Origin of the sequence: Flavivirga amylovorans (assembly GCF_030540875.1) — a bacterium.
Taxonomy (GTDB): domain Bacteria; phylum Bacteroidota; class Bacteroidia; order Flavobacteriales; family Flavobacteriaceae; genus Flavivirga; species Flavivirga amylovorans.
Genome location: NZ_JAUOEM010000006.1, coordinates 47,678 through 66,622, shown reverse-complemented (window position 1 = coordinate 66,622; position 18,945 = coordinate 47,678). Strand labels below are relative to the sequence as shown.

The 18,945-nt window shown below is 29.3% G+C and carries 19 protein-coding genes; 9 read left to right on the top strand and 10 right to left on the bottom strand.

All coding sequences use genetic code 11. The annotated features are described in order from the left end of the window. Positions 1–332: 332 nt before the first annotated feature. Both Q4Q39_RS16345 and Q4Q39_RS16340 read left to right on the top strand, forming a co-directional pair. Positions 333–1,538: an NAD(P)-dependent oxidoreductase gene (locus Q4Q39_RS16345; RefSeq protein WP_303283883.1), complete on the top strand. Its 1,206-nt coding sequence runs from the start codon at positions 333–335 to the stop codon at positions 1,536–1,538. A 20-nt stretch (positions 1,539–1,558) separates the two neighbouring features. Beyond that, positions 1,559–2,347 (top strand): SDR family NAD(P)-dependent oxidoreductase, encoded by a 789-nt coding sequence (locus Q4Q39_RS16340; RefSeq protein WP_303283624.1) that lies wholly within the window; start codon positions 1,559–1,561, stop codon positions 2,345–2,347. A gap of 6 nt (positions 2,348–2,353) precedes the next feature. Here the strand turns inward: Q4Q39_RS16340 and Q4Q39_RS16335 are convergent, their stop codons facing one another. The 5 genes from Q4Q39_RS16335 to Q4Q39_RS16315 all read right to left on the bottom strand — a co-directional run bounded on the left by Q4Q39_RS16335 (position 2,354) and on the right by Q4Q39_RS16315 (position 5,985). Further along, positions 2,354–3,010: a DUF1361 domain-containing protein gene (locus Q4Q39_RS16335; protein ID WP_303283623.1), complete on the bottom strand. Its 657-nt coding sequence runs from the start codon at positions 3,008–3,010 to the stop codon at positions 2,354–2,356. After that, positions 3,007–3,405, bottom strand: a complete 399-nt coding sequence (locus tag Q4Q39_RS16330; RefSeq protein ID WP_303283622.1) for a ribosomal maturation YjgA family protein — start codon at positions 3,403–3,405, stop codon at positions 3,007–3,009. The genes Q4Q39_RS16335 and Q4Q39_RS16330 overlap by 4 nt, the downstream gene beginning before the upstream one ends. A 187-nt stretch (positions 3,406–3,592) precedes the next feature. After that, the gene (creD, locus tag Q4Q39_RS16325; RefSeq protein WP_303283621.1) at positions 3,593–4,966 is read right to left on the bottom strand and encodes a cell envelope integrity protein CreD; all 1,374 of its coding nucleotides are present in this window, start codon (positions 4,964–4,966) and stop codon (positions 3,593–3,595) included. 53 nt (positions 4,967–5,019) lie between these two features. Continuing rightward, complete coding sequence (locus Q4Q39_RS16320) at positions 5,020–5,313, bottom strand: winged helix-turn-helix domain-containing protein (RefSeq protein WP_303283620.1); 294 nt, start codon at positions 5,311–5,313, stop codon at positions 5,020–5,022. A 60-nt stretch (positions 5,314–5,373) separates the two neighbouring features. After that, positions 5,374–5,985, bottom strand: a complete 612-nt coding sequence (locus Q4Q39_RS16315) for a hypothetical protein (RefSeq protein ID WP_303283619.1) — start codon at positions 5,983–5,985, stop codon at positions 5,374–5,376. Between the two features lie 99 nt (positions 5,986–6,084). Between Q4Q39_RS16315 and Q4Q39_RS16310 the strand changes: the two genes are divergently transcribed. Then, positions 6,085–6,462, top strand: a complete 378-nt coding sequence (locus tag Q4Q39_RS16310) for a DUF1801 domain-containing protein (RefSeq protein ID WP_303283618.1) — start codon at positions 6,085–6,087, stop codon at positions 6,460–6,462. Between the two features lie 106 nt (positions 6,463–6,568). Here the strand turns inward: Q4Q39_RS16310 and Q4Q39_RS16305 are convergent, their stop codons facing one another. Further along, positions 6,569–7,438, bottom strand: coding sequence for a hypothetical protein (locus Q4Q39_RS16305; RefSeq protein ID WP_303283617.1), 870 nt, complete (start codon positions 7,436–7,438; stop codon positions 6,569–6,571). A gap of 294 nt (positions 7,439–7,732) precedes the next feature. Further along, on the bottom strand, positions 7,733–8,551 hold the full coding sequence (kdsA, locus tag Q4Q39_RS16300; RefSeq protein WP_303283616.1) for a 3-deoxy-8-phosphooctulonate synthase: 819 nt from the start codon (positions 8,549–8,551) through the stop codon (positions 7,733–7,735). A 275-nt stretch (positions 8,552–8,826) separates the two neighbouring features. Here kdsA and typA point away from each other — a divergent pair, with 275 nt between their 5' ends. The 6 genes from typA to Q4Q39_RS16270 all read left to right on the top strand — a co-directional run bounded on the left by typA (position 8,827) and on the right by Q4Q39_RS16270 (position 16,369). Continuing rightward, positions 8,827–10,626, top strand: coding sequence for a translational GTPase TypA (gene typA / locus Q4Q39_RS16295; RefSeq protein ID WP_303283615.1), 1,800 nt, complete (start codon positions 8,827–8,829; stop codon positions 10,624–10,626). A 1-nt stretch (position 10,627) separates the two neighbouring features. Then, a complete protein-coding gene (locus Q4Q39_RS16290; protein WP_303283614.1) occupies positions 10,628–10,864 on the top strand; it encodes a uroporphyrinogen decarboxylase in 237 nt (78 codons plus the stop codon). Between the two features lie 184 nt (positions 10,865–11,048). Next, the gene (locus Q4Q39_RS16285) at positions 11,049–12,350 is read left to right on the top strand and encodes an O-antigen translocase (RefSeq protein WP_303283613.1); all 1,302 of its coding nucleotides are present in this window, start codon (positions 11,049–11,051) and stop codon (positions 12,348–12,350) included. Between the two features lie 80 nt (positions 12,351–12,430). Continuing rightward, complete coding sequence (locus tag Q4Q39_RS16280) at positions 12,431–13,699, top strand: O-antigen translocase (protein WP_303283612.1); 1,269 nt, start codon at positions 12,431–12,433, stop codon at positions 13,697–13,699. Positions 13,700–13,922: 223 nt separating this feature from the next. Further along, positions 13,923–15,287, top strand: coding sequence for a phosphoethanolamine transferase (locus Q4Q39_RS16275; protein ID WP_303283611.1), 1,365 nt, complete (start codon positions 13,923–13,925; stop codon positions 15,285–15,287). Next, entirely contained in the window at positions 15,284–16,369 is a 1,086-nt protein-coding gene (locus tag Q4Q39_RS16270; RefSeq protein WP_303283610.1) for a glycosyltransferase, read from the top strand. Before Q4Q39_RS16275 ends, Q4Q39_RS16270 begins: the two co-directional genes overlap by 4 nt. Before the next feature lie 27 nt (positions 16,370–16,396). Here the strand turns inward: Q4Q39_RS16270 and Q4Q39_RS16265 are convergent, their stop codons facing one another. Genes Q4Q39_RS16265 through Q4Q39_RS16255 form a run of 3 tightly spaced genes read right to left on the bottom strand, consistent with a single transcriptional unit; the run spans position 16,397 to position 18,934 of the window. After that, positions 16,397–17,353 carry a glycosyltransferase family 2 protein gene (locus Q4Q39_RS16265; protein WP_303283609.1) on the bottom strand — a complete coding sequence of 319 codons (957 nt, stop codon included), beginning with the start codon at positions 17,351–17,353 and terminating at the stop codon, positions 16,397–16,399. Then, positions 17,346–18,248: a glycosyltransferase family 2 protein gene (locus tag Q4Q39_RS16260; RefSeq protein WP_303283608.1), complete on the bottom strand. Its 903-nt coding sequence runs from the start codon at positions 18,246–18,248 to the stop codon at positions 17,346–17,348. The genes Q4Q39_RS16265 and Q4Q39_RS16260 overlap by 8 nt, the downstream gene beginning before the upstream one ends. 2 nt (positions 18,249–18,250) lie before the next feature. Then, positions 18,251–18,934, bottom strand: a complete 684-nt coding sequence (locus tag Q4Q39_RS16255) for a cell division ATP-binding protein FtsE (RefSeq protein ID WP_303283607.1) — start codon at positions 18,932–18,934, stop codon at positions 18,251–18,253. Positions 18,935–18,945 lie beyond the last annotated feature (11 nt).

Below are 18,945 nucleotides of genomic sequence, written 5' to 3'. Positions count from 1 at the left end.
TAATTTATCGTTTTTATATATTCTTCTGCTAAATCGGAGATAGCCGAGATAAAAGAAAATTATATCAAAAAATAGACGTTAATCACTTTTGTTTTTGGCTACAAAAGTAGGTCAGGCTTGTGGCAGTCGATTTTCTTTAAGAAAACAAAAAAGAGCTTTAACTAATGCCCCAATCCTTAACGCGGACAGCAAAGGTACCAAAAAGTTTGTATAACCATACAAATCCTCTTATTTTCGTGCAAAAATTGTTCCATTGTTTAATTAACTGTTAGCAGTAATAGTTGTTAGTATTTAAGGAACAGTTAACTAACTAAACCAATAACCAAATGAGCATCCAGTTTGCTATTATAAAAGAACGCAAAAATCCACCAGATAGGCGTGTGGTATTTGCACCGTTAAAGTTAGTTGAAGCACAAAAAGAATTTACAGAAGCAACTTTTAAAGTAGAATCTAGTGATATTCGTGTGTTTTCTGATGAACAATATAAAGAGCAAGGGATTGAAGTTGTAAGCAGTGTAGATGATTGTGATGTAATGATTGGTGTAAAAGAAGTACCGATTGAAAGTTTAATACCTAATAAAAAATACTTTTTCTTTTCTCACACCATAAAGAAACAACCTTATAATAGAAAACTATTAAAAGCCATTTTGGAGAAAAATATAGAATTGTATGATCACGAAACTATAATAGGTAGTCATGGGTTTCGCCTAATAGGATTTGGTTATTATGCAGGGTTGGTAGGAACTTATAACGGTTTTAGAGCATTAGGGCTGAGAGATGGATTATTTGATTTGCCAAAAGTAGAAAGTCTTACAGATTTAGATGCAGTTAAAGCTACGTTAGATAAAATAAAACTACCCAATATTAAAATATTATTATCAGGTACAGGAAAAGTGGCACGAGGAGCCAAAGAAATTCTTGACCATTTGAAAATAAAGCAAGTTAGTGATGCTCTATATTTAACATCTAAGTTCACTGAGCCAGTTTACTGTTTAGTAGACGTTATGGAATATAGTAAACGTAAAGATGGTAAAGTTGGAAATACGGAAGAGTTTTATAAAGACGCAACAGGTTATGAAAGTAACTTTATGCCTTATGCAAAAGAAACGGATTTTTTTATAGCGGGACATTTTTATGGTACAGGAGCCCCTTATTTATTCACAAGAGAAGATGCTAAATCTCCAGACTTTAATATAAACTTAGTGGCAGACATTAGTTGTGATGTAGATGGTCCTGTAGCTTCTACATTAAGAGCATCTACCATAGAAGAACCATTTTATGGTTATGATCCACAATCTGAAAGTGAAGTTGCTTTTAATGCAAAAGATGCCATAACAGTGATGGCGGTCGATAATTTGCCATGCGAACTTCCAAAAGATGCCAGTGAAGGCTTTGGAGAACAATTTCTCCAACATGTTATTCCAGCGTTTTTTAATAATGATGCAGATGGTATTTTAGAGCGATCTAGGATAACAAAAAATGGAAAATTAACCGAACGATTCTCATATTTACAAGATTTTGTAAACGGCAAAGAGTAATTTTGAATTCCCAAAGAGATATGATGACTAAAATAGCATTAGTAACAGGAGCAGCTTCGGGCTTAGGATATGAATTAGCGTTATTACTAATAAAAGATGGCTATGATCTTGTTTTAGTTGATATTGACGAGTCTAAGCTTAAAGAAGTGAAGCAGCTTTTTAATAAAGAGTTTAAAAACGAAGTCAATTTATTGGTAAAAGACTTGAGTAAACCAGATGCCGCCCAAGATATTTATGATGAAGTTAAAGACCTAGGAGCCATAGATGTATTGGTGAATAATGCAGGTTTTGGATTGTTCGGTACATTTGCAAATACAGATTGGAAGCGTGAGTCTGATATGCTCCACCTACATATTTTAACGACAACACATTTAACAAAATTGATTTTACCAGAAATGATTTCTAGAAAATCTGGTAAGATTTTAAATATCTCATCTTTAGCGGCATTTCAGCCAGGACCATTAATGTCTATGTACTATGCATCAAAATCTTATATTTTATCTTTTTCAGAAGCTATAGCTAACGAATTAAAAGGCACAGGAGTTACTGTTACTGCGTTGTGTCCGGGGCCAACTAAAACACTATTTCAAGAAACTGTTTCTAGTGATTGTTCTGAAAATAAGATTAGCTTTAACATGGCTTGTGCAACTGATGTTGCATTGTATGGCTATAATGCCATGAAAAAAGGAAAGACAGTGGCTATTCCTGGTGCTTTTAATAAGCTCTTATCTACAATACCTCGTTTTATTTCAAGAAACATGGCAACAAGAATTGTTAGAAATATTCAGGAAAAGAATCGAGCATCATAATTGTTTTTAAGGTTTATGTAATGCCTTGAATACCCAAAAGCCAATACTTAAAAAAACTCCAAACAAAAAGGTGAACAGCCAAGCTTCTAAATGTTGATTCGGACGTAAAATAATATCAAAAATATCGTTAAACAAATTTGAAGGGTGTTGGAGGATTTCCCATGAGTTATAGCGTAAAAAGCGTCCTAAATAAACACCAAACCCATTAAGGAAAAGTATAGATATCATAAAAAAGATTATTGCTTTTCTTTTCAAATATTGATTTAATAAAGTCTCCATATCTAATAATGATAACGAAAAAAGTAAAAGTCCGTTTAAAGCAAAAGAACTAACAACAAGTACATCCAACCACAATAAATGGTTTGAACTAACTTTTAAATGTAGTAAATCTGTAATAATGTAAGGCGCATTAGGTGAAAAAAGTAGCCATACGCTAAACCCTATTACAAAACCTATTTTTTTGAGTTTTGGGGTATTTACTAAATAGGTTGTAATAGCAAAAGGAATGATAGCTAAAAATAGATTCCAGACTAAAAATAAGTAGAAAAAAGAATGAGTTAATTTCATTCTTACCATAAGTAATACAATGCTCAACGCTATAGAAATACTTAATAAAGAAAATATTTTAAACTGGTTGAATAAGAGTGTTTTTATAGTGTTCATTGGTTGTTCGTTTTTTTAGGGATGAATTTGGTTATACCATATTCAATAATTAAAACGCTAATGATTCCTAAAGTATAAGCGATCAAATCTGAGGTATGAAATGTACTACCAAGAATAAGCTTCAATAGATAGTCGTTATTTAGATTCAACATATCCAAAATGTTTATTAATTGTAATAGCTCTATTATGTATGAGAATATTAAAACAGGAATAGCAACTATAATTGGTGCGGCTTTAAAGAAACTTTTAATAAAGCAATAAAGTAGTATAACAACCAAATAATCACCAAAGGTGTAGCGTATAAACCCGTATTTTAAATAGGTCGCTATTAAGACTTCAATTGTGAATATGATTAATGTAATTATTAAATACGTTTTGTTGAATTTTAGTGCCATAAGTTTTTAGTTAATATGTAGAAATAAGTAAATGCTGGGATATTTAAGATTATCATTCCATAAGTTTTAGAAATCTCTATTTGTTTTTAGGGTTCCCAATTATTATAAATATTAGAATGTAAAGCGTGACCTCGCCTGTAATAATTTTTAGACGAGGAAACGCTAAACACATCACCTAACTAATAAATTAACCATTATTCCAATCTATTTTTCTAGATATAAACATGACTGTAGCTAATATTAAGAAAAGACCAATACTACCTACCAGAAGCGCGTAGTTTTCTAATTGTATAATAACATAAATGAAAGTATATAGGGCTGTTAATGAAAGCCCTATAAAGAATGGGAATTTCAATGTTTTTAATATAGATTTAGAATACAAGCTTATAAGAGTTATTACAGAAATACCTGCTATTAGATAAGCCTTTAAAAAGTTGCTATGTTCTGAAATAGACACTAGAAGTGTATAAAACATGGTAAGTGCTAATCCAATCATTAAATATTGAAAGGGATGAATGTTTATTTTACTTAAAGTTTGAATTAAAAAGAAAACAAGGAATGTTAATCCAATAACAAGAAAGCCATACTTTGCAGACCTTTCACTTTTTTGGTATTCATCAATAGGAATCATGAAGTTTACTCCAAAAGCAAATTCCTTTAAATCGGGAATGCCATAAAAATGTTCTTGAGAAAACGGTCTGTTTAGATCAAGAATTTTCCATTTTGCATTAAACCCATCATCGCTAATTTTGTCATCATTATAAGGTAAAAACTCTCCAAAAAAGTTTGCGGTTTTCCAGTTTGAAGTGATTTGAGCTTCGGTTTGCTTTCCTGTAGGTATAAACCGTATTTGTTCACTACCTTTTATATTGAATTTTATATTGAAGGTTAGTGGCTTTTGGAAAAGTAATTGTTCCTTCTTAATATTTTTGGTTTCAAGAGTGTGTAGTGGCACTTCATTATAATTATAGTTTTTTTTATCATTGTATTTAGAAGAAAGCTCGTAATCAGTTTGATTCAATTTTAAATTGACTTCATTAACACCTTTTACATTAGAAGACTGAATGATAATTTTTGATTTGTTCCAAAGAATATCCTTATCGCTAATTTCAATATCGCTAAAATCAGGTTTGATAAATGATCCAGTTATAGACATTTTACTATTATAAACAGCAGTAGTATAAATACCTCGTTTTTTTTCTTCGGGATTTACGCTTGAATTGATATTAAGGTTTTCTGGGAAGAAATAAGCATAGCGAATTTCTTCTATATTTTCTGTATATACCTTTTTTGTCTTTTTATCAGTTACCGTTTTTTCTTTATAGGTTTTATAGGGCACTTTTAATATAGGGCCATAAATAAGAACTTCGTTACCCCATTGCTGATTGATTTCATTAATTACTTCTGTTTGCCTAGACGATCGCTCTCTAATTAGATCTTCAATAAAGACTAGAGGAATTAGTAAAACTAATGTTAAAAAACCTACCATAAGCATTCTTGCTGTGATTGAAGTTTTAATCCAATGCCCAAATTTGTTTTGTTGTTTGTTTGTGTTTTCCATGATGATGTTTATTTAAAGTACTTTGAAATTCAAAGTAAAAGATTAAAAAATATTTATTTTTTGTTAATTAATTTTTCAAGTGCATTAATGTGTTTTTTAAATTCAGCTTCACCCAATTTAGTAGTGCTATAACGTGTATTAGGTTTTCTGCCTATAAATTGTTTTTCAACTTTAATATATTCAGCTTTTTCAAGTGCTTTTGTATGGCTAGCTAAATTACCATCTGTAGCACCTAGCAATTCTTTCAACATATTAAAATCAGCATATTCATTTACCATTAGAATAGACATAATACCTAATCTAATTCTATGGTCAAATACTTTATTTATGTTGGTTATAATACTCATATAATATTCCAAAAAAGGGAATGTTTTTTTAAATTCTAAGTTAATAAAAACCGAGAATGTTTATTTTTTAACATCATACTTAAAATGCATCCACGTACCGTAGATAATATGCATAATTCCAAAACCTAAGACCCAAAGCCAAAATCCATACCCAGGTAACCAAGTGCAAATTAAGCCTAATATAATTTGTATAAAACCTAAATAACGAATATCTCCAATACTATATTTAGAAGCATTTACTAAAGCTAAGCCATAAAATAAAAGCATTAAAGCGCCAGTTTGTCCATATTTTTGTTGGCCTAGTATAATTAATATGTAAATACCACCAGCGACTAACGGAATAAAAAAATTGATAACTAAACGACGTGATGAGGTGTCCCACATGTTAGCACCGTTCTTTTTTGCTTTTCTTGTGGTCAAGATGATTCCTGTAACAACGCTTAAAAATGCAATTAAGAATAAGTCTAGCATCACTAATCTAAAAATTTTACCATCTAACATTAATATGCCGTCACTATATTCTACAACCAGCCAATAGGCAACGGCCGCTCCAATAAGCGCATAAATTCCTGCTAATATTCCCGATAACCCACTAAGAGAGATAAAACGGGAAGATTTATTCATTAAATCCTTTATTTCGCTTATGTCCTTTAAATAATCTTTTGATTCCATATAAAAGTACTTTGAAATACAAAGTAAATAAATTATTTTCAATCAAGCATCATAAATTTTTGTTAAGTTTGAATTTGTAATTTAAATCTATTTAGAATATTGAAACCTGTAGACGAATACTTTTTTAACCAAAAGGAGCCATATCAATCCATCATGTTATATGTTAGAAGCGTTATACTAACTACACTTCCAGAAGTAGAGGAGAAGTATAGTTATAGAATACCGTTTTATAATATTGGGAAAAAACCTATGATCTATTTAAATATTTTAAAAGGTAAAGATTATGTGGACGTTGCTTTCGTACAAGGTATTTTATTTGAAAGGCGATTTCCTGTTTTAAAGGATGACAATAAACGCAAACAAGTACGATCAATTCAGCTAAGAACCATAGAAGACCTAGATCATGAAAACTTTGTTGAGCTGTTGCATGAAGCTTCAAACTCATTGAGTAAAAGCAAAAAAGCGTGGTTTATTTAGTGAAACTTAATAGTGAAAAAGCTACAGTAGTGGCGAATTCAATATTGTAGTTGAACTATCCCGCTTTCTGGCGGGATCTAATATAATACCAGTAAAAGTTATGTATTTAAATTTTAAAAATACCACCAAAAGAAATAACACGTTGCAAGTAAAAGAAATGTTGGGATGCGCTTTCTGCAGTATTACTAGTTGTTCTTATATCTGGCATATTAATAAAGCCACCTCTTAAATCTAATTCCGTAAAAAAGTGCTTAAAAAATATGAAGTTTACCCCAGCATTGACCGATATACCATAACCAGCTATATGAAACTCATCATACCTGTCTTTTTGAAGTAGTGTTGTATTCGTTTTAGGGTATAGTACACCTGCGCCGATACCTTCGGTAAGGTTAAGTTGAAACTTATCGGTATTTTGAATGTTGAATATTGAAGAAATATCATCAAATCTCGAGAACTCAGCATAAACATAGTTTAAGCCATTGGTATGTTCAAAGAGTAAGAAGTCTTCCGATACAAAAAAATCTTCATTATTATAATTTCCATTGTATAGACTTCCAGTTTCAGTGTCTGGTAAATTAATATAACCATTAATAGTTTTAATTCTATTATTTTTCATAACATACTTCATATGGTCAACACCAAGTGAAATAATGTATTTGTCAGAGATAAAATAACCCACTTTTACATTGGTTTGCGGAATTGTAATTCTTGATGGGTTTATATAATCTATATGCCAACCCTTGGGTTTATCTTGTGCAGAAACATCCTTTATAGTGAAATCATAATCAGCACCTTTAAATCTGATATCTGATTTTGAAAAAGACTCCCTATTACCACCCCAACTAATAAAAAATTTGCCTTTATTGGATGCTGTGTATTTTTGGGTATTATCAATATTATTTTTTTGTGCGAAACTGTTCTGAGATAAAGTACTTATAATAAAAACTATTACAAGTTTAAATGGTTTAATAGTCATTAATGCTTTTTGATTGATTGTATATAGCCTTATTAGAGAATAGTGTTTATTCTCCAATAAGGTTTTTTGATTTTTTCTGATTGATTATAAAAACTAGAGAGATAGAACAGTTTTTATAATATTTTTTTGGGTAAAATTTTTGAGAGGGAAAGGACTTTTAATATGAAATACTATAAGTTTAATAGGTGTAGTAGTCATTTATGTTTTTTGATTTAATTGTAAATAAAATCCTTTTGACGAAATAAATACTTATTCCTTAAAAGATTTTGATTTTTTTGATTGATTGTATGAAATCTAGAGAGATTGTATCGTTTTTCTAATAGCAACTAAATTGGTGAGCAATTTTTCTAAATTATCTAAGTGTAACATATTAGCGCCATCGCTTTTTGCATTTGCTGGGTCGAAATGAGTTTCAATAAATAAACCGTCTACATTATTAACAATACCAGCCCTAGCTATGGTTTCAATCATGTCAGGTCTACCTCCAGTAACCCCAGCAGTCTGGTTAGGCTGTTGTAACGAATGCGTCACATCTAAAACAGTTGGTGCGTATTGACGCATTGTAGGAATACCACGAAAGTCAACAATCATATCTTGATAACCAAACATAGTACCTCTGTCGGTTATCCATGCTTTTTCACTACCAGCATCCTTTATTTTCTGTACAGCATGTTTCATGGCTTCGGGACTCATAAATTGTCCTTTTTTTAAGTTGACTACTTTGCCAGTTTTTGCAGCAGCAACTACCAAATCTGTTTGACGAACTAAAAATGCAGGGATTTGTAATACATCAACATATTGTGCAGCTAACATAGCATCAGAAACTTCATGAATGTCGGTAACCGTTGGTACATCAAAAGTATTAGAAACTTTCTTTAGAATTTTTAAAGCTTTTTCATCTCCAATACCCGTAAAACTATCAATTCTGCTGCGATTAGCTTTTTTAAAACTACCCTTAAAAACATAAGGGATCTCTAGTTTATTAGTAATGGTAACGACTTTTTCGGCAATACGAAGCGCCATGTCTTCTCCTTCAATAGCGCAGGGGCCACAAAGCAAGAAGAAATTGTTTGAATTTGTATGTTTTATTTTTGGAATATCTTGAAGCGTCATAAAGCTTTTGTTTCAGAAAATTATGATGCAAATATACTATTAATGATGAATTAATTAGGGTCTCTTTTAAATTGAATTAAAAAGACTTTTTAAGTATTTGTATTGGCATTGAGGCTATGCTGTTTCTAGGTTTTAACAAATTAAAAACTAGAAGGATAAAATAAATAGTGCTCTTTTTTTTGTATTTTATGAAGAATGAATATCCAAAAAAATATTATTACATAGTTTATCCGTAATTTATAGTTACCTTTGCACGCTTAAAATAAGGCACTATTATGGCTAAGATTAAAAACATTGCAATTATTGCTCACGTAGATCATGGTAAAACGACTTTGGTTGATAAGATTATGTACCATTGTCAGTTATTTCGTGAAAACGAAAACACAGGTGATTTAATTCTTGATAATAATGATTTAGAACGTGAAAGAGGGATTACAATTACTTCTAAAAACGTTTCTGTAATTTATAAAGACACAAAAATTAACATTATTGATACACCAGGTCACGCCGATTTTGGAGGTGAAGTTGAGCGTGTATTAAATATGGCTGATGGTGTTTTACTATTAGTTGATGCTTTTGAAGGTCCTATGCCGCAAACACGTTTTGTATTACAAAAAGCGATTGATTTAGGTTTGAAACCTTGTGTTGTTGTTAATAAAGTTGATAAAGAAAACTGTACTCCGGATGAAGTGCATGAGAAAGTTTTTGACTTAATGTTTGAATTAGGTGCAGAAGAATGGCAATTAGATTTCCCAACAGTTTATGGTTCTGCAAAGAATAACTGGATGAGTGATGATTGGCAAAATGAAACTGAAAATATAGAACCGTTGTTAGATATGGTTATCAACCATATTCCTGAACCAAAAATTGAAGATGGTACCACTCAAATGTTAATCACATCTTTAGATTTTTCTTCTTTTACAGGAAGAATCGCTATAGGACGTTTAACTCGTGGAGAATTAAAAGTAGGACAGAATATATCTTTAGTTAAACGTGATGGAAGTATTGTTAAGTCTAAAATTAAGGAACTTCATATTTTTGAAGGTTTAGGACGTAAAAAAGTGGAAGAAGTACAAGCTGGTGATATTTGTGCTATTGTTGGATTAGAAGGTTTTGAGATTGGGGATACTGTTGCAGATTGGGAAACGCCAGAAGGTTTAAAAACTATTGCTATAGATGAACCAACAATGAGTATGTTATTTACTATTAACGATTCCCCTTTCTTTGGTAAAGATGGAAAATATGTAACGTCTCGTCATATAAAAGATCGTTTAACAAAAGAGCTTGAAAAGAATTTAGCATTACGAGTTGAAGAAACTGATAGTGCAGATAAATTTATGGTATTTGGACGTGGTGTATTGCACTTATCTGTTTTAATAGAGACCATGCGTCGCGAGGGATATGAACTGCAAATTGGACAACCTCAAGTTATTATAAAAGAGGTTGACGGAGTTAAATGTGAACCTGTAGAAGAAATGACTATTGATTTACCAGAAGAAGTTTCTGGTAAAGCTATAGAGATGGTTAGTTTAAGAAAAGGAGAGATGCTTAGTATGGAAGCTAAAGGAGACCGTATGGTTTGCGAATTTATAGTGCCATCTAGAGGTATAATAGGCTTACGTAATCAACTATTAACAGCGACTGCCGGTGAAGCAATTATGGCGCACCGTTTTAAAGAATATCAACCATTAAAAGGAGGGATTCCTGAGCGTCAAAATGGATCTTTGGTATCTATGGAAAAAGGACAAGCTATTCCTTATTCAATTGATAAATTACAAGATAGAGGTAAGTTTTTTGTAGATCCAGGAGAAGATATTTACGAAGGACAAGTTATTGGAGAAAACTCTCGTGGTGATGATATGACAGTAAATGTAACAAAAACTAAAAAACTTAGTAATGTACGTTCTTCTGGAGCAGATGATAAAGCTAAAATTGTTCCTGCAATTAAGTTTTCATTAGAAGAAGCTTTAGAATATATTCAAAAAGATGAATACGTTGAAGTAACACCAAATTACTTACGTTTACGTAAAATCTATTTAACAGAAGTAGAGCGTAAAAGAAATAAAACGATATAAGATGGAATTCTTTGGAATTTCAGGTGTAGAATGGATTGGATATGCTGCTATGGCTACTGTCTTAATTTCATTCTTAATGAAATCGGTTAATAAATTACGAATAGTAAACTCCTTTGGATGTTTACTATTCGTGTTTTATGGCATTTTGTTAAACCCAATCTCAATGCCTATTATAATAACAAATACGGCCATATTTTGTATTAATTTGTATTATTTATTGGGAAAAAAGAAATTGTAAACTTATTTGATACGAGACAATAGACTGTTTCTTACAATTTTACATAAGCTAAGACCAAAAAGTTAAATGATTTTGTATATTTGACCCTTTTCGAAAACATAAAAGAATATTATGTTTTTTTAAGCGTTTACAGTACATGTATTCAATTTAAAGTAATTTTGTTTAGTAAAAAAATCGTACTTAATTGAAAAAGTTAATTGATTATATAAATAGCAAGGTTTTAGTTAAAGTTACTTCGTTACAAACAGCTTCAGTATTAACACGAATCATAGCTGGGATTTTAACATCTAAAGCAATAGCTGTTTTTATAGGCCCTGTAGGATTAGCGTTAATTGGGAATTTACAGAATTTTGCTAGCTCTTTTCAAACCGTTGCTGTACTTGGCTTTTATAAAGGGGCTGTAAAATATATTTCAAAATTTAAAGACGATGTTGTACAGTTAGGTAAGACAGTATCAACAATATTTTATACGGCTTTTATATCTACAATATTAGTGTCGTTTATATGCTATTTTAATGCGGAATTAATAAATAATCTCATTTTTCCTGTTTATAACAATTACACTTACGTTATTCAAATATTTGCTATAGTACTTCCTTTTTATGCTTTGAATATGTTTTCATTTTCTATAATGAATGGCTTTTCTAAGTATAAAATACTTATCATTATTAACATAATTGGGCAAATATTGAGTGTTTCCATAGCTCTACTTTTAATTTACCAGAACAAACTTGATGGGGCTTTAGTATCTGTAGTAATCGCTGAAGCTTTAATATTTTTAATCACTTTAGTTGGTATTATAAATAGGCGTAGTTTGGTATCACTTATACGAGTTAACAATGTTGACTTTAGTATTTTAAAAAAAATGAGCTCTTACTCGTTAATGGCTCTTTTTACAGCTGTTTTTTTACCATTAATTGCTATTGCTATTAGGTCATATATTATAGAGAATATAGGTTATAAAGATGCAGGTTTTTGGGAGGCCATGACGAGAATATCTAAGTATTATTTAATGCTTGTTAGTTCTTTAATCGCATTGTATATTTTGCCTAGATTTTCAGAGATTGATGATGCTAAAGAATTTAAGAAAGAAGTATTTAGTTTTTACAAAACCGTTATCCCTATTTTAGCTTTTGGTTTGTTTATCATATATTTAATGAAACCAATTATAGTATCCGTAGTTTTTTCAAAGGAGTTTGAGCCTGTAGAAGATTTGTTTTTATGGCAACTGCTAGGTGATTTTGTTAAAGTATTGTCTATTGTTATTGCATACCAGTTTTTAGCAAAAAAAATGTTTTGGCACTACATTTTAACCGAAGCCTTTTTGATAATAACGTTATACATAACAAGTATTTATTTTATAGACTTATTTGATGGTGTAAAAGGAGCTGTAGTTGCTCATTTTGTGAGTTATATCATGTATTATGGTATTATTTTATTGATATTTGGGAGTTCGCTTTTTGGTATTGAAAATGAAAAAAAATAGTCTTTTCTAATATAAAGAACTACTTATTGATATTTACATTGTAAATGCTAAAAAAAATAAAACTTTTTTACAAAAAAAACGTGTTACTAAAAGTAGCATCATTTAATTCATTAAGTGTTTTTGTTAAATTAGTATCAGGGTTTGTTTTGTCAAAAGCTATTGCGTATTTTTTATTTCCACAAGGAATGGCACTTACAGGTAATTTGAGAAGTTTCTTAGTAAGTTGCCAAGGAATTTCAGTGAGTGGAGCACAAAATGGTCTAATAAAATATACAGCTGAGAATAAAAATAATGATATAGTATTAAAAGAAATCATTTCTACTTCTTTTTTTTTAATGGTAGCATTTACTATACTAATTTCTTTAGTTTTAATAGGTTTTTCAGATTATTTTAGTGTGCTGGTTTTTGGTGTAAAAGACTATGTTTATGCCATAAAAATATTAGCATATGTTATTCCTTTATATGCTATAAATACATTTGTTTTAGCGATTATTAATGGTTTAGGGAAGTATAAAACTATTATCCTCATAAATACTATTGGTTACATTGTAAATGTAGTTGTGGTAGTCTTTTTACTTTACTTTTATAACTTAGAAGGAGCTATTATTGCTATGATAACCATGCCTTCAGTTTTAATTTTCATAACATTTTTTTGGATTAAAGAAATAAAAATGATTTTTACTAATATTTCCATTTCAAGTTTTTCAAAAAAATACTTGAATGGATTATCTTCATTCATTGTTATGGCAATTTTTACGGCCTTAACAATACCCATAGTGCATGTTGTTGTAAAGAATTATATTATTACCAACGTGGGACTTAAATATGCTGGCTATTGGGAAGCTATGATAAAAATATCACAATACTATTTAATGTTTATAATGAGTCTTTTTTCATTGTATCTATTGCCGAAATTATCTCAGAACCAAACAGATGAAGGATTTAAGAGGTTAATAATACAGTTTTATAAGACTATTTTACCATTAGTACTATTAGTTTTTATTGCTATTTATTTTTTTAGATATTGGGTTATTAGAATTACTTTAACTCAAGAATTTCTTCCAACTCAAGAGTTGTTTTTTTGGCAACTTATAGGAGACTTTTTTAAAATAGCATCATTTGCTATAGCCTATCAAATGCAAGCTAAAAAGATGTTGCTTTGGTATTTGTTTGGTGAATTGTTTTATGTTTCTATCGTTTATTTTTTCAGTATCTATTTTATTGATAAATTTGAAGTAAAAGGAGCAGTAATTGCTCATGCAATTAGTTACTTGTCTTATTTCTTATTAATGCTATTTATATTCAGAAAATCTTTGTTAACTAAAATCAATGCTAAAATTGAAAAGTAAACTTTATTTATTGGTTTTTGCTTATTGGTTAATCCTTGAATATTTATTAGAAGGATTATTTCATTTTTTTTCTTTGTATAGATTCTTGAATGTAATTGAGAATCTTTTTTTTACGGCATTAGCTATTTTTATAATTAATCATTTAAAAAACATTTCATTAAAGAGGCTGTTTTTTCGTGTAGTTATAGTACTGGTGGTAATTATGCTATGGTTTGAAACTATAATGTATCTTAATTTTAAAATACATTTCGGGCCTTCTTCTTTTTTTGTTTTAATAAATACAAATCCAGATGAATTATCAGAGTTTGTTCATGAATTTATTGGAGCGAAAGAATTAATTGTCTCACTACTATTTTTTATTCCCTTATTAAAACTAAATGCTATAGTAAATAATGTTATAGAAACTACATCTAAATTTAGATTTACAAGTTATACGTTCTTAAAGTTAGGTGTCTTTACTTTACTCTTTTTAACTGTTTTTAAATTTATCAGTATAATAGAACATAATTTGCCTTATTTAATTTCTCGTTCACTTATTTTAAATTATAAAGACAAAAAATTTATTGAAGATTTTAATTCTCAAGTAAATGCAAATAATATTCTGTCTAAAAACAAAAACAGTAGTATTAGTAATACTTTTATAGTTGTTATAGGTGAGTCTGTAACATCTTCCCATATGCAGCTATATGGATATTATCGCAATACAACTCCCTTTTTAACAAAATTAAAGGATAGTCTGAATATATTTACAGATGTTATAAGTCCAAACACCTCAACATTTCATTCATTAAGTAAAGCTTTAACTTTAGGTAATTATGAAGAACCTAAAAAAGTTTTGGCATTGCCAATTACAACTTTGTTTAATAAGTCTGGATTTAAAACTTTTTGGATTTCTAATCATAGTCCAGCGTTTAACCCTGCTAGTGCTTTAGCTAGGGTTTCAAGTCAAGCAAAGTCAAAGTTTTTCAATTCTAAAGAAATTGTAAAAAATAATTTAAAACATGATGGAGAATTGTTGTATAAAGTTGATGAAGCTTTAAAAGATGACTTTCCACATAAAATTATTTTTTTACATTTAATTGGAGCTCATTTTTCATATGAAAATAGATACCCAAAAACGTTTGATATTTTTATTGATAAACCAAAAACTAAATTTGAAGATGAGATTGCTTATCAAAAAATAAACCAATATGATAATGCAGTTAGATATTCAGATTTTATAGTAAACAAGGTATTGCAAAAGTTGAAGGTTAAAAAAACAAATAGTTATCTAATGTATTTTTCTGATCATGGAGAAGAAGTATTTCAAAATGAAAATTTTTATGGGCACTTAGAAGATAAACCAACTAAAAACACTTTTAAAATACCTTTTATTATGTGGTATAGTAATCATTTTAAATACCCAGAAGATTATTTTTATGATAAAGAAAGAAAATATATGACGGATGATTTGTGGCACAGTATAGCTCATATTTCTGGTCTTGAAAGTTCTTTTATAGATAATAGAAGAAGTATTTTTAGCTCAGAATTTATAAATAGAAAACGCCTTATTTTAGAAGGTAAAAACTATGATACGTTTTTTAAATGACCCATCGAAAACACATTTGCATTATTGTAGATTGCCTTTGTGGAGGTGGTGCGGAAAAAGTTGCTGCGTCATTTTCATTCCTTTTGAAGAGAAACAATTATAAAGTGTCAATAATATCTTTAAGAGATGATATAACCTATAAGTATACAGGAGAACTATATAATTTAGGAACTAAAGAGCCATATATAAAGAAGCTTAAACAATTAAAAAAAATAGTATTATTTAGAAAGTATTATAAAGAAATTAATGCGGATTTTTACGTAGATTTTAGAATGCGCAATAGGTTTTTAATGGAATCACTACTTCATCTTTTTGTGTTTAAAGTTGAGAAGATGATATTAAGTATACAAAATTACAATATTGAATATCATATCCCAAAAGGGTTTCTTTTTAAGAAGGTATATAATAAAGCAAAAGCTATTATTCCTGTATCCAATGATATTGTGGAGGAACTTAATTCATATTATCCTTTTGATAATGTCAGTTTTATTCCGAATTTCGTAAATAAAGACTTACTTGTAGCTTTTAAGTTGCCACAATGCAGTATTCCAAATAATGCAGTATTAGCCATAGGAAGGCTGAATTTAAAGGTTAAACAATTTGATAAACTTATATTAAGTTATAAAAAAACTAATGCATGTAAAAAAGGTATCCCCTTAATTATTTTAGGAGATGGACCAGATAAAGGAAAGCTTGAAGAGTTAATTAAGGTCAATAATTTGCTTGCAAATGTGAAATTATTGGGGTTTGTATCTAATCCCTACGATTATATCAAGCATTGCAAATTTTTAGTACTTTGTAGTAAATTTGAAGGCATGCCTTTGGTAATACTTGAAACACTTACATTAGGAAAACCAGTAATATCTTTTAATTGTAAATCGGGACCAGCTGAATTAATTAACCATAGGAAGAATGGACTTTTAGTAAAAGATCAAGATTTTTATGAATTAGGAAAAAGTATAGATTTATTACAAGAAGATACCGAATTATATAATAAGTGTGAATTAAATGCTTCAAATTCCGTTCTCAAGTTTTCAGAGAAAAATATTATGAATAAATGGGAACAACTTTTTAAAGGTTAAAGTTTGTATTTTTGATTCGTAGGTATTCTATCTTTCAAATGATGTGAGTCTGATATTGCGTTTTAAAAAAAACTTTTTCACATGTTTTATTAACTTTACTATTAATAAAGGGCTTTTTAATAAAATCTTTTGCTTTAGAGAAAGGTTAGTGTAATTAAGGTTTTTTGTATAATAGGAAAATTTTACATTATCATGGTTAAGCTTAGATTGCATGGCAAACATATAACGCTTAAAGTCTAAATATTTTTTTAATGAAGGATTGTCAGGATGTTTTTTTTCATAATAGTCTAAATTAGGAAATGTTTTGTTTTTAATTCCAATTTTAGTTATTTGATTAGGTACATCAGTTAAAATTGTTACTAATGGGGTATAGCTATAAGCTAACTCATGCTTCATGAAACTTTTTAAATAAAAATCAACATCTTCAGAATAATCTATAGTTTCATCAAAAGCTATAGTTTTAAAAATTTCTTTTTTAAAGGCAATACTACTTTGACAGATAATTGATTGAAATATGTTTGTTGAAAAAAAATCAGAAACAATAAATTCTTTGTTTTTTAGATTATGATTAATGTTTTTTTTGGTTTCTACAACGTTTTTGGCACTATATTTTTCTAAATAATCAGAGCCGTAAAAAGAAGCATTAGGGAAATTTATATATAAACCATGCATGGATTTTAAAAAGTTTTCATGCCATAAATCGTCAGCATCTATTAGGGCAATAATTTGTCCTTTTGCTATAGATATACCCATATTTCTTGATGCAGATAGCCCTTTGTTTTCTTGGATTATTATTGTGTGATCTTTATAATTAGATAAGACAGCTTCAGCTTTTTCTAAGCTTGAATCTGTAGATCCATCATTAACAACTATAATTTCAAAATCAATAAAAGTCTGATTTAAAACACTTTTAATTGTGTTTTCTATGTAATGTTCTTTATTATATAGAGGAATTACTACCGAAAAAAATGGCTGTTTAGACATGTTTTTTCTTATTTAAATCTTCATAGCATATGTATGAAAGTTTATAAAGTTGTAATAAAAATAGATTTGGATTCTTACTAAGCAAGTTTTTTTTAATTTTTGAATTAAAGATATGATAAAATAAATTCATTAAATAATTTACTTTAAATCGTTTAACATTAGTGAAAACAGAAAGTAATTTATTGTTATGTTCAACCATTTTTTTACCATCATATAGCCATAATAGTGTAATAATGCATTCTTCAACTTTTTTTAAATATAAGATACTACTTTCTAAGCCATGATGGTACACTTCATTGTTTACATGTAAAACACGAAAATTATTTTGTTTTAATAAAGCAGCAAAATAATTATCTAAACCGTAGCTTTTTTTGTTGATCTTCGAGTTAATTTCTTCGAATACAGATTTTCGTATAAAAAAATTAGCAGAAATAATAAGTTGATAAGGGGTTAAATTTCTTTTTTTTGCATCAATTTCTTCAAAGGTTTTACCATATTTCCAACGTAAAATAGCATCATTACTTGGTTTTTCTTTATTATAAGCAAATCCGCCATAGATTACATCATAAATCGAATTGGTCTTCTCAATATAATGCTGAATAAAATTATCAGATTTCGGTATAACATCTGCATCTAAAAATAGAAGCCAATCGTATGCAGCTTTGTTTGATAGTAATTGTCGTGCATCAGTTCTGCCTATGTTTTCTTTTGATATTATGATACTTGAATAGTTTAGTGAGTCAATTGCCGATTTATTCTCAGAGATATGTTTTTCGGAGTTATCATCATAACAAATAATCTCAAACTTTATATTTGCATTGATAGCTTGTTTATGAATTTCAAATATAAGATTTGAAATATTATAATTATATACAGGTATTAATATTGATAGCATAATTAGCCTTTCCGTTGCACCACCTCATAAACCGCATTCTCATCACACTTTAAAGTCTTGCTTGGGTATTTAAGTAATAAAGCATAATCATGAGTAGCCATCAAAATTGTATTTCCATTTTTATTGATATCTTGAAGTACTTCCATAACTTCTACACTGGTTTGAGGGTCTAAATTTCCTGTAGGTTCGTCAGCAAGAATGAGTTCAGGATTATTAAGTAAGGCCCTGGCAATAGCAATACGTTGCTGTTCACCACCAGAAAGCTCATGCGGATATTTAAAACCTTTTGTTTTCATATCTACTTTTGTTAAGACATCTTCAACACGCGTATCCATTTCCGTTTTGTTTTTCCAACCAGTAGCCTTTAAAACAAACAATAAATTATCATTAATAGTTCTATCTGTGAGCAATTTGAAATCTTGAAAAACAACACCTAGTTTTCGTCTTAAAAAAGGAATGTCTTTTTCTTTAAGATGTTTTAAATCATAATCTACAATATGACCTTCACCATCAGTTAAAGGTAAATCACCATAAAGTGTTTTCATAAAACTACTTTTACCTGTTCCCGTCTTGCCTATTAAGTATACAAAATCGCCTTTGTTAATTTGAACATTAACATCTGAAAGTACTAGATTGTCTCCTTGGTAAATGGATGCATTTTTTAATTGTAGAATTGGAAATGGCATAGATCATTATT